Origin of the sequence: Nocardioides sp. GXQ0305 (assembly GCF_050880345.1) — a bacterium.
Lineage (GTDB): Bacteria > Actinomycetota > Actinomycetes > Propionibacteriales > Nocardioidaceae > Nocardioides.
Window position 1 is genome coordinate 75,619 of sequence record NZ_JBNYXG010000007.1, and the last position, 12,001, is coordinate 87,619.

Here is a 12,001-nt window from a genome sequence, read left to right on the forward strand (position 1 = left end):
GCACGTGGTGCCCTCGCCGCGTGGGTGCCGGACCGGTTGAATCGTGGTCATGGCGCGGCGGATCCGGATCGGCATCGACACCGGCGGCACGTTCACCGACGTCGTGGCGCTCGACGAGGAGTCCGGCGAGGTGGTCACCACCAAGACCCCGTCGACGCCGGCCAACCCGGCCGACGGGTTCCTCGCCGGCATCGAGAAGGTCCTGACCACCCTCGGCGCCGAGGGGGACGCGATCGGCGCCGTCAGCCACGGCACGACCGTCGCCACCAACCAGCTGCTCGAGGGCAAGGTCGACCGGCTGGGGTTCATCACCACGGCCGGCTACGAGGCGATGCTCGAGATCGCCCGGCAGTCGGTCCCGGACGGCTACGGCAACTCCTACTTCTGGGTCAAGCCCGACCGGATCGTGCCGCGCGACCTGGTCCGCGGCGTCGAGGGCAGGCTGGACTTCACCGGCGCCGAGGTCCGCCCCTTCGACGAGGACGGCGCCCGCGAGGTGGCCCGCTGGTTCCGCGACCGCGGCATCGACACCCTCGGCGTCTGCTTCCTGCACGCGTACGCCGAGCCCGCCCACGAGGAGCGGATGCGCGCGATCCTGCGCGAGGAGCACCCCGACGCGGTCGTGTCGGTCTCCAGCGAGGTGCTGCGCGAGTACCGCGAGTACGAGCGCGCGATGACCACCCTGGTCGACGCGGCCGTCAAGCCGCGGCTCTCGGCGTACGTCACCAACATCGCGCAGCGGCTGACAGCGTTCGGCGACCGCCAGGTCCCGTTCTACGTCATGAAGTCCAACGGCGGCGTCCTCAGCGCCGACGAGGTCGTCCGCCAGCCGATCACCACGGTGCTCTCCGGCCCGGCCGCGGGAGCGCTCGGCGCGGCGCTGATCGCCGAGGTCGCGGGGTTCGACCGGGTCCTCACCTCCGACGGCGGCGGCACCTCGACCGACGTGTGCGTCGTCATCGACGGCGAGCCCACGCTGACGACCGAGGGGAGCGTCGGGGTCTACCCGTCGAAGATCCCGATGATCGACGTCGTCACCGTCGGCGCGGGCGGGGGCTCGATCGCCTGGCTGTCGCCCGAGGGGACGCTGAAGGTCGGACCGCAGTCGGCCGGTGCCGACCCGGGGCCGCTCTGCTACGGCCGTGGCGGTGCAGGTGGTGACGGCAGCGCGGTCACGATCACCGACGCCCACCTGTGCCTGGGCCGGATCCCCCCACACCTGCTCGGGGGCGAGATCCCGCTCGACGCCGGGGCCGCCCGCGCCGGCGTGGAGCAGCTCGCCGCCAAGCTCGGCATGACCCCCGAGGCCGCGGCTGCCGGGGTGCTCGAGATCTCCGCCTGGAACCAGGCCAACGCGCTGCGACAGGTCACCGTCAAGCGCGGGCTCGACGTCCGCGACTTCACCCTCGTCACCTTCGGCGGCTCCGGCTCCCTGCTGCTCTGCCGGCTGATGGACGTGCTCGGCATCCCGACCGTACTGGTGCCGCCCGACCCGGGCAACGTCTCGGCGTTCGGCCTGCTGACGGTCGACGTCAAGAACGACTACGTGCAGACCCACGTGACGCTCGCCGACGGGCTCGACCCGGCCGAGGTCGCGGCGACGTACGACGACCTGACCGGGCGGGCCCGCGACGCGCTGCTGCGCGAGGGCTTCGCCGAGGACGCACACGGCTTCGCCCGCACCGCCGACCTGCGCTACTTCGGCCAGGCGTTCGAGGTGCGGGTGCCGGTGCCCGAGGGCCCGTTCGACGCGGTGTGCGCGGCCACCGTCGCCGACGCGTTCCACGCCGAGCACCGCACGCTCTATGGCTACGACTTCGCCGACGACCCCAGCCAGCAGGTCGAGTGGGTCAACCTGCGGGTCTCCGGCATCGGACCGATCCAGCGGCCGGAGATCCGTTCGTCGGAGGTCGAGGTGGTTTCGAGGCTCGCTCCGCTCGCACCTCAACCTCGGGACCTCGAAACCCCGCACTCGACCCGCCTGGTCTGCTTCGACGCCGACGCCGGGTACGTCGAGGCCGCGGTGCTCTGGCGACCCGACCTCAGGGTGGGCGCCACGGTCACCGGGCCCGCGATCGTCGAGGAGTACGGATCGACGATTCCGATCCACCCCGGGTTCACCGCCCGGGTCGACCCATGGCGCAACCTGATCGTCACGAGGATCCAGGAGGGCGACTCGTGAGCCGGCGCGTCCCGACCGACTTCCCGTTCGGCTTCCTCACCGACGACGCCGGCGCGGTTGCCGATCCGGTGCTCACGGAGATCGTGCAGGGCACGCTGGCCAGCGTGGAGATGGAGGTCGAGACCGCCATCGCGCGCACGAGCCGCAGCCCGATGATCCGCGACGCCCACGACTTCCGGGCCGGGATCCACGACCGGCTGCTGCGCAAGCTGACCGGGCGCTCGTACTCCGCGCTGGTCCACCCCGTCGCCCGCGACTTCCCGATCGCGGAGATGCGCGAGGGCGACGTGTTCTTCCACAACGACGTCTACCGCTCCGAGGGCGGGATCGGGCACCTCCCCGACCTGTGCGTGACGGTGCCGGTCTTCGCGAAGCGCAGCGGAGCGAACCCTCAGGGGAGCGCGGACGGTCGCGTGGTGGCGTTCGTGCAGGCCTTCGGCCACCACGACGACATCGGCGGCGCCGTCCCGGGCTCGATGCCGAGCAGCGCCACCAGCGTCTTCGAGGAGGGGCTGATGGTGCCGCCGATCAGGCTCTGGGACGCTGGCAGCCCCAACCGGGCGGCCCTGGCGATCATGACCCGCAACTCCCGGATGCCCGAGTCGCTCGCCGCCGACCTCGACGCGGAGTGCTCGGCGTGCCTGATGGGCGCGCGGCGGCTGGGCGAGATGTTCGAGCGGTACGGCGTCGCCACGGTCGAGCAGTGCTTCGACGCGATCATCGGCCGCACCACCGACACCTACCGGCGCGAGATCCTCTCCCAGGTCCCGGTCGGCAGCTGGACCTGGGAGGACTACGCCGAGCACGACGGCGTCGACGAGCCGCAGCTCCACGCGCAGCGGATCACGCTGACCCGGACCCCACCCGACGACCCGGACGGCGAGCGACTGGTCCTCGACTTCGACGGCACCGGACCGCAGGCGAAGGGACCGATCAACCACTGCGGCGACTACTCCGACGGCGTCTTCCTCAAGAAGTGGCTGGCACCGATCCTGCGCAACCTTGCCGAGTCACCGGAGCGGATGGCCGAGCTCGACGTCAACGAGGGTGTCGTCCCCCTGATCGAGATGCGGTTCCCCGAGCCCGGGACGCTACTGACGCCGGTGTTCCCGGCGCCGACCAACGCCCGGACCTTCGTGATCCTGCGGCTGCTCGGCGTCCTCGCGGGGGTCGTCGCCAAGGCGGTCGACGGCGCGATGCCGGCCGACCAGGAGACGATCCGCTACACCGGCGTCTACGGCACCGACCGCGAGGGCCGCCCCTACCTGATGCGCGAGGTGCTGGGCGGCGGGTCGGGCGGCCGGCCCCACGGCGACGGCGAGGACACCATCCACGTCGTCCCCGACTCCCGGAACCTGCCCAGCGAGTTCACCGAGTCGCGCTTCCCGTTCCTCGTCGAGTCGCTGTCGCTGGCCGTCGACTCCGGCGGTGCGGGGGAGCACCGCGGCGGCCTGGGCTACGAGAAGCAGATCCGCATGTTGCGCGACGCCCACTTCATGTCCATCGCCGACCGGTCGATCCTGGCCTGCTGGGGCGTGCGCGGCGGCCGTGCCGGCCGGCCGTTCCAGGTGACGGTCGACCCCGGTGGACCCCACGAGCGTGAGGTCGACGCGCTGGCCGACGCCGAGCCGGTGCGGGCCGGTGAGCTGATCCGGATCCGGACGACGGGCGGTGGCGGCTGGGGTGACCCGCTGCGGCGCGACCCGGAGCTCGTCGTCCGCGACGTGGCGTGGCGCAAGGTGTCACCGGAGGCAGCGCTCGGCGACTACGGGGTGGTGCTCACCGGTTCGCTCGAGGGCGACGACCTGGCGTACGACGCGAGCGCCACCGACGCCGAGCGCGCGTCACGGCCCGCGCCGGACGCGGCCTTCTTCGACCGCGGCCCCGGCTACCGGACGCTGGCCGGAGGGGCGACCCACGCCGAGGTGGACACGCTCTGATCACCCCCAGACCTCGTCGGCGAGCTCGACCAGGAGCGCCAGCTTCGCCTTCTGCTGGTCCACGCTGAGCGAGTTGCCCTCGACGGTCGAGGAGAAGCCGCACTGGGGCGAGATGCAGACCTGGTCGAGGTCGACGAACCTCGCCGCCTCGTCCAGCCGTGCCCGCAGCGCGTCCTTCGACTCCAGCTCGCCCCGCTTGGTGGTGACCAGGCCGAGCACGACGAGCTTGTCGTCCGGGACGTGGCGCAGCGGCTCGAAGCCCCCGGACCGCTCGTCGTCGTACTCGAGGAAGAAGCCGTCGACCGTCAGCTCGTTGAACAGCGCCTCGGCGACGAAGTCGTAGCCGCCCTCGGCGACCCACGAGTCGCGGAAGTTGCCGCGACACATGTGGGTGGTCACGGTGAGCCCCTCCGGACGCCCGGCGAGCGCCTCGTTGAGGTGGCGGATGTAGGCCTCGTGGAGGTGCTCGGCGTCCTCGCCCCGGTCGGTCATCGCTCGCCGCTGGTCGGGGTCGTTGAGGTAGGCCAGCGAGGTGTCGTCGAGCTGGAGGTAGGTGCAGCCGAGCGCGTGGACCCGGCGTACCTGCTCGCGGTACGCCGCGGTCAGGTCGGCCCAGAACCCGTCCAGGTCGGGATAGACGCCGGTGTCGACGGCGGCCGCGCCACCGCGGTAGTGGACCATGCTCGGCGACGGGATGGAGAGCTTCGGGGTGACTCCCTCGGGCACGTGGTCGCGCAGGAACGCGAAGTCGTCGCCGAAGACCGGCTCGGACAGGCCGATCTCCCCGTCGACGCGGAGCGCCGCCGGGGTGAAGTCGATCTCGCCGGAGGCGTTCTTGAAGTGGACGGTCAGGCTGTCCTCGGCCCGGCTGATGCCCTCCAGGGCGTAGATGAAGTCCATGTGCCACGACGCCCGGCGGAACTCGCCGTCGGTCGCCGAGCGGAGGCCGGCCTCGTGCTGGAGCGCGACCACCTCCTCGATCGCGTGGTCCTCGGCGGCCCGGAGCTCGGCAGCCGAGATCGCTCCGGCCGCGTGGTCGTCGCGGGCCTGCAGCAGGTCGGGCGGCCGGAGCAGGCTCCCGACGTGGTCGGCGCGGAACGGTGGGGTGTCACGGAGCACGGGTCCTCCCGGAGTGGACGAAGTCCTCCCACCTTGGCACGCCTCCGGGTCGCCGATCCCGCGGCCCGTGGCGATGTCGACCTCAGTGAGGTCGGTCCGTTCGGACCTTCCCAACCTCCGGCTCCAGTGACATTCTCGGTTCCTCAGCGTCTCGGGATGTCGAAAGGTGCCGTGGTGCGACACATCCGCCCCCTCCTCGTCGGGTTCTCCTCCGTCCTGCTGGTCGCCGGCGGCGCCACCGTCGCCGTGGTCCCGGCGAACGCCGCACCGAGTGAGCCGCTGCGCGACGACGGTCGTGGCGCCGAGGCGCGCACCGGCGCCACCGACCTGCGGGCGACCACGCGCGCCCGGCCCCAGTCGCGCGGACCGCGCGCTGCCGGCGGCCTCGAGATGCCGACGTCGTACCCGTACCAGCCGGACCTGCGGGTCTACCCCGCCGTTCCCGACCAGTCGACGACCGGGGACCTGCTGGCGTACCACGACCTCGCCCCCCTGCTCAACGGGTGGATGGACCAGAGCGACCGGATCTCGGCCCAGGTGGTCGGCCAGTCCACGCAGGGCCGCGACCTCTACCTGGTCACCCTCACCGCGCCCGAGAGCAAGCGGGAGACCTCGCGGCAGACCGCCTGGCGCGAGGAGATCAGGAACGACCCCGACGGCGCTGCCGCCGACAGCAAGCTCGAGCGCGACTACAAGCAGCCGATCTGGTTCAGCTCCAACATCCACGGCAACGAGTGGGAGGGCACCGACGCCTCGATGCAGGTCATCGAGGACCTGGTCGAGGCCCCGTGGAGCGAGGTCGGTGACCTGCTCGAGGACCACCGGCTCTACTTCTCGCTGACGCTCAACCCCGACGGTCGCGTCGCCGGGACCCGTGCCACCGCGCTCGGGCTGAACGAGAACCGCGACATGATCACCAACACCACGCCCGAGTCGGTCTCGTTCGTCAAGACCGGCGCGGCGGTGCAGCCGTTCCTGGCGGCCGACCTGCACGGGTACACCGGCGTGCTCCAGGTCGAGCCCTGCGGCCCGCCGCACGGCGAGAACTACGAGTACGACCTGTTCATCCCGCACGGCTACGCGATGGCACGGCAGGTCGAGGACGACGTGGTCGCCGCCGACATCCCCGGCAACACCTACTACAACATCGAGACCGGCGACGTGGTCGACGAGAACACCGGTCCGGAGACCGCCCACATCGCGATCCCCTACCGCGACATCCCGTCGGGCTGGGACGACTACCCGCCCATCTTCACCGCGCAGTACGCCGCCTTCTTCGGCGCCATCACCAGCACCGTCGAGCTGCCGCTGTCGCGGCCGACCTCGACGACGCAGTCGCCCGAGAACGCCGGGGTCAACACCGCGGTGGCCAAGCGGACCATCGAGAGCATGGTCGACTACGTCGCCGACAACGGCGACGACCTGCTCGCCAACCAGATCGAGATGTTCCGCCGCGGCGTGGCCGGCGAGCCGAAGGACTCGCTGACCGAGGCCGACGTGGCCGGCGTCCCCGGGCCCGACGAGTGGAAGCCGCTGTGGGACGTCGTCGACGACCAGGACCCGGTCGAGGTGCCGCGGGCCTACGTGATCCCCGTCGGCGACGGCCAGCGCTCGACGAGCGACGCCGAGAACGTCGTCCGGCAGCTGCTGCTCCACGAGATCGAGGTCGGCGTGCTGCGCCAGGACGCGACGGTCGGCGGGACGACGTACCCCCGTGGGTCCTACGTCGTCGACATGCACCAGCCGCTGCGCGGACTCGCCAACTCGCTGCTCGACCTCGGCACCGACATCTCCCAGAAGGTGCCGACCATGTACGACATCTCGGCCTGGAGCTACTCCTACCTGTGGGGAGCCACGGTCGACAAGGTCGGCTCGACGGCCGACGGGCCGGTCGGCGCCACCAAGCCGATCGCGGCTCCGGTGCCGGACCGTGACGTGCCCCGCGGCCAGGGTCCGGTGACCTTCGACCTCGCCGGCATCGCCGACTACCAGGCGCTCAACGCGCTGCTGGAGCAGGGCGTGGCGGTGTCGATGCTGGCCGACGGCACGGCCGTCGCCGACCGCGCCGACAAGGACGCCGTGCGTGACGTGGCGCGCACCTTCGACATCGACCTCGACAAGGTCACCAAGGCCGAGCGGGACGCCCTCGACGACCCCACCACCAAGGGCCTCGACGACCTGACCGTCGCGGTCTCCGGCACCCAGGACGACACCCTGTCGCTCACCGAGCTCGGCTTCGACGACCTGGTGCCGGTCAGCTCGGCCACGCTGACCGCCGACCCGACGCTGCTCGACGACGTCGACGTGCTGTGGGTCGCCTCGGGGCTGAACTTCTCCGCCGCCCAGGAGGCAGGTCGTGCGGCGGTCCAGTCGTACGTCGACTCCGGGCGCTCGATCGTCGGGGCCGGCTCGGCCGGCTTCAACGCGGCGTCCGGCTTCGGGCTGGTCTCGGCCACCCGGGTCGCCGGGAACGGCGCCGGCAACGGCATCGTCGCCCTGGACACGCCGGCGGCGTCGGTGCTGGCGCCGTACGCGCAGGACCACTCGTTCATCTACCCCGCGAGTGCGTTCAGCGGACTCGGTGCGGGCACGACCACCCAGCAGTCCTACGAGGGCGACCCGTTCCTCGCCGGCCACTGGCTGCCCGGCAACGGCGGGGTCGGTCCGGAGGGCGTCGCCGGACTGGCCGCGGCCATCGCCGGTGAGAGCGCCTCGGGCGCGAAGGGCTTCGTGTTCGGGACGTCGGTGATGTTCCGCAACCACGTCAAGGGCGGGCAGAGCCAGGCGGCGCGGGCCCTGTTCTGGGCCGGACCCGAGGGCGACGGGGTGGTCCCCTGAGCCTGACGGAGTCCGACCTGGCTCACCTGCGGCGGTGCGTCGAGCTGGCCCGCGAGGCGCTGGACGACGGTGACGAGCCCTTCGGCTCGGTGCTGGTCGACCCGTCGGGCGTGGTGCGGTTCGAGGACCGCAACCGGGTCAAGGACGGCGACCAGACCCGCCACCCCGAGCTCGAGATCGCCCGGTGGGCGCCCGGCCACCTGACGCCGGAGGAGCGGGCGGCAGCGACGGTCTACACCTCCGGGGAGCACTGCCCGATGTGCGCGGCCGCGCACGCCTGGGTGGGCCTCGGCCGGATCGTGTACGCCGTGTCCTCCGCCCAGCTCACGGAGTGGCGGGCGGGGTGGGGTGCGGCGGGCTCACCGGTCCTCCCGCTGCCCATCCGTCAGGTGGCGCCGGGCGTCCCCGTCGAGGGCCCCGCACCCGAGCTGGAGGACGAGATGCGCGCGCTCCACCGGGCCGCCGCAGGGCTCGCGTGACGACCCGACCCGTGGCTACGGCTCGATCAGCCCCGCCCGGATGGCGTAGCGGGTCAGCTGGGTCCGGTCCCGCATGCCGAGCTTGGCGAGGATGTTCTCGCGGTGCCGCTCGACCGTGCGCAGGCTGATGGTGAGCGCTTCGCCGATCTCCTTCGACGACAGGCCCTCGGCGACGAGCTTCAGCACCTGGTCCTCCCGTTCGGTGAGCACCGTGTCGGGCACGCGTTCGCCACGACGCAGCCGGTCGAGGTAGTCGCGGGCCAACGCGCCCATCGCCCCCGGGTAGACGAACGCCTCCCCGCGCATGGCAGCGCGGACGGCGCCGACCAGGTCCTCGTCGGCGACCGACTTCAGGACGTAGCCGCTGGCGCCGGCCTTGAGCGCCGAGAAGAAGTACTGCTCGTTGTCGTGCATCGAGAGCATCAGCACCCGCGGCGGCTCGCGTCGGCGCGCGATCTCGCGGGCCGCCTGCAGCCCGGTCATGCGCGGCATCGCGATGTCGAGGACCACCAGGTCGGCCTCGGTGGTGCGCAGCACCTCGAGCGCCTCGGCGCCGTCACCGGCCTCGGCGACCACCTCCACGTCGGGCTCCTGCTCGAGGATCAGTCGTACGCCGCGGCGCACGAGCACGTGGTCGTCCGCCAGCAGCACCCGGATCACGATGCACCACCCCCGCCGGGCAGCGGGACGGTCAGCCGGACCGTGGTGCCGTGGCCCGAGGCCCCGTCGACGTCCAGCCGGGCGTCCACCAGCCGCGCCCGCTCCCGCATCCCGGTGACCCCGGCGCCGGGGACGATCCCGCCCGAGCGGCGGCCGTCGTCGCCCACCTCGAGGACCACGGCACCCGCCACCCGCACCAGTGACAGGCTGATCTCCGCCGCACCCGCGTGCCGGACGGCGTTGGTGAGCGCCTCCTGGGCCACCCGGTAGACCACCAGCTCCGCCTCCGGGCCCAGGTCGGGCAGACCGGGGGAGAGCCGGCGTCGCACCGGCGGCCCGCCGTGGGCGGTGATGTCGGAGCACAGCTGCGCGAGGGCGCTCGCCAGGCCGAGGTCGTCGAGCACGCCCGGTCGCAGCTCGCGCGCCACCCGGCGTACGTCGTCGAGGCTGTGGCGGGCACTCTCCCGCAGCAGCTCCAGCTCGGCCACGGCGTCCTCCGGGAGCCGCGTCGCGAGCTGCTTGAGCCCCAGCAGCACGACGGTGAGGTCCTGGCCGACCTGGTCGTGCAGCTCCTGTGCGATCCGGTGCCGCTCCGCCTCCTGGGCGGCGAGCGCGCGGGCGCTACTGGCGCTGCGCTCGGTCTCCAGCCGGTCGAGCATGGCGTTGTAGGAGCGGACCAGCCGCTCGCCCGGACCGCTGCCCCACGCCGTGAGCCGCTGTCCGTCGTGCAGCTCCACCACCTCCATCTCCCGGACGACCCGGTCGACGGGGGCGAGCCGGGCGCGGAGCAGGATCGCGTTCAGCAGCAGCATCGCCGCCAGGCCGACGAGGAGGACGACGGCCTCCGAGGGGACCAGCTCCGTCGAGACCGTCGCCGGGGAGACGGCGAGCACGGTGGTGGCGAGGACGAACACCGCGCCGTTGATGAGGCACACCTGCCAGTAGAGCGGGAGCCGGTTCATCGCGCGCACGCCGCCAGCGTCCCCGATCGGTCAACCGGGTGCCACCCCGACGGGGGTCACCGGGGAGAGATGGGTGGTGCTCCCCATTCGGTCGGGCCGTCCCGTGCCGAACACTGGAACCGGCCCGGCGAGCAGGTGCGGGGAGGTAAGGCGTGGACAGGATTCCCGCGACGAGCGGAGCCACGATCCGCGTCAGGCTGGGTGTGCCCTTCCCCGCCCCGCTCGCCGGCTCCAGAGCACCGGGGAGCGATGTCGCCCGGTGACCTCGACATCGTCGTCCTCGTGGGGGCGGCGGTACTGCTGGCGGCCGTCGCCGCCGTACGGATCTCGACGCGGGCCGGGCTGCCGAGCCTGCTGGTCTACCTGGCGATCGGACTCGCCCTGGGGGAGTCCGGCCTCGGACTCGGCTTCGAGGACGCCGAGCTCACCCAGGTGCTCGGCACCGTCGCCCTCGCGGTGATCCTGGCCGAGGGCGGGTTCACGACCCGGTGGCAGGACGTCCGCCCGGTGGCACCCCGGGCGGTCGTGCTGGCCACCCTCGGGGTGCTCGTGTCGGTGGGCGTCACCTCCACGCTGGCGTGGCTGGTGCTGGACGTCGACGCCCGGACGGCCATCGTGCTCGGCGCGGTGGCGTCCTCGACGGACGCCGCGGCGGTGTTCTCCGTGCTGCGGAGGCTGCCGATCCGACCGCGGCTGCGAGCCACGGTCGAGGCCGAGTCGGGCTTCAACGACCCCCCGGTCATCATCCTGGTCACGGTCGTCACCTCCGACGCTTGGGACCGGGGCGGGGTCCTGACGATCGCCGGGCAGATCGGCTACCAGCTGGCCGGCGGGGTGCTGGTCGGCCTCCTCGTCGCCCTCGCCGGTGCCCGCCTGCTGGCCCACAGCGCGCTGCCCGCGTCCGGGCTCTATCCCCTGGCCACGCTCGCCATCGTGTTCCTCGGGTTCGCGGTCGCCGGGATGGCCGGTGCCAGCCCGCTCATGGCCGTGTACGTCGCCGGGCTGGTGCTCGGCGACGCGCGGCTGCCCCACCGGGCCGCGACCGACAGCTTCGTGGAGGGCCTGGCCTGGCTGTCCCAGATCGGCCTGTTCGTGCTGCTGGGGCTGCTCGCCAGCCCGGACCGGCTGGCGGCGGCCCTCCCGACGGCGCTGATCGTCGGCGCCGCCCTGACCCTGGTGGCGCGCCCGCTGTCGGTCGTCGCCTGCCTCACGCCGTTCCGGGTCCCGTGGCGGGACCAAGCCTTCGTCAGCTGGGCGGGGCTGCGGGGCGCCGTCCCGATCGTGCTCGCCACCATCCCGATGAGCATGGGGCTGCCCGGGGCGGAGCGGGTCTTCGACGTGGTGTTCCTGCTCGTCGTGCTGTTCACGCTGGTGCAGGCTCCCACCCTGCCGTGGGTCGCGCGGGCGACGGGGGCGGCCGTGCCCCTCGACGCCCGGGACCTCGGGATCGACTCCGCTCCCCTGGAGGACCTCGACGCCATCCTGCTGCAGTTCTCGGTCCCTCCGGGGTCGCGGCTGGCGGGGGTCGAGGTCGGGGAGCTGCGGCTGCCGCCCGGCGCCGTGCTGTCCCTGCTCCTGCACGACGGCGACCTCGTCGTCCCCACCCACCGGACGGTGCTGCGGGCCGGCGACCACGCCCTGGTGGCCACCGACCGGGCCCACCACCACGAGATCGAGGCCCGCCTGCGGGCGGTGAGCCGGGCCGGACGGCTGGCCCGCTGGTACGCCGTACCGCAGCGACCCGTTGGCAACTCCTGACACCGGATCTCCCGCGCGTTGGTCGCAGTTGCTGGTGTTGCCGGGCGGTCCCCTCACTACCCT

Annotated in this window: 8 protein-coding genes; 5 read left to right on the top strand and 3 right to left on the bottom strand. The window is 72.8% G+C overall.

Annotation, left to right across the window (positions count from 1 at the left end):
* Positions 1–49: 49 nt before the first annotated feature.
* Together ACQ1X7_RS17115 and ACQ1X7_RS17120 are read left to right on the top strand one after the other, a co-directional pair.
* Positions 50–2,182, top strand: coding sequence for a hydantoinase/oxoprolinase family protein (locus tag ACQ1X7_RS17115; RefSeq protein WP_432479439.1), 2,133 nt, complete (start codon positions 50–52; stop codon positions 2,180–2,182).
* Positions 2,179–4,122, top strand: a complete 1,944-nt coding sequence (locus ACQ1X7_RS17120) for a hydantoinase B/oxoprolinase family protein (protein ID WP_432479440.1) — start codon at positions 2,179–2,181, stop codon at positions 4,120–4,122. Before ACQ1X7_RS17115 ends, ACQ1X7_RS17120 begins: the two co-directional genes overlap by 4 nt.
* On the opposite strand, the gene ACQ1X7_RS17125 is transcribed toward ACQ1X7_RS17120, so the two are convergent.
* Positions 4,123–5,241, bottom strand: coding sequence for a 5-methyltetrahydropteroyltriglutamate--homocysteine S-methyltransferase (locus ACQ1X7_RS17125; protein ID WP_432479441.1), 1,119 nt, complete (start codon positions 5,239–5,241; stop codon positions 4,123–4,125).
* A 156-nt stretch (positions 5,242–5,397) separates the two neighbouring features.
* Here ACQ1X7_RS17125 and ACQ1X7_RS17130 point away from each other — a divergent pair, with 156 nt between their 5' ends.
* A complete protein-coding gene (locus ACQ1X7_RS17130; protein WP_432479442.1) occupies positions 5,398–8,079 on the top strand; it encodes a M14 family zinc carboxypeptidase in 2,682 nt (893 codons plus the stop codon).
* A gap of 17 nt (positions 8,080–8,096) precedes the next feature.
* Positions 8,097–8,558, top strand: a complete 462-nt coding sequence (locus ACQ1X7_RS17135; RefSeq protein ID WP_432479578.1) for a nucleoside deaminase — start codon at positions 8,097–8,099, stop codon at positions 8,556–8,558.
* A gap of 15 nt (positions 8,559–8,573) precedes the next feature.
* Here the strand turns inward: ACQ1X7_RS17135 and ACQ1X7_RS17140 are convergent, their stop codons facing one another.
* Together ACQ1X7_RS17140 and ACQ1X7_RS17145 are read right to left on the bottom strand one after the other, a co-directional pair.
* Positions 8,574–9,218, bottom strand: a complete 645-nt coding sequence (locus ACQ1X7_RS17140) for a response regulator (protein ID WP_432479443.1) — start codon at positions 9,216–9,218, stop codon at positions 8,574–8,576.
* Positions 9,215–10,180, bottom strand: a complete 966-nt coding sequence (locus tag ACQ1X7_RS17145) for a sensor histidine kinase (RefSeq protein WP_432479579.1) — start codon at positions 10,178–10,180, stop codon at positions 9,215–9,217. Before ACQ1X7_RS17145 ends, ACQ1X7_RS17140 begins: the two co-directional genes overlap by 4 nt.
* 249 nt (positions 10,181–10,429) lie before the next feature.
* Here ACQ1X7_RS17145 and ACQ1X7_RS17150 point away from each other — a divergent pair, with 249 nt between their 5' ends.
* Entirely contained in the window at positions 10,430–11,938 is a 1,509-nt protein-coding gene (locus ACQ1X7_RS17150) for a potassium/proton antiporter (RefSeq protein ID WP_432479444.1), read from the top strand.
* The last annotated feature ends 63 nt before the right edge of the window (positions 11,939–12,001 follow it).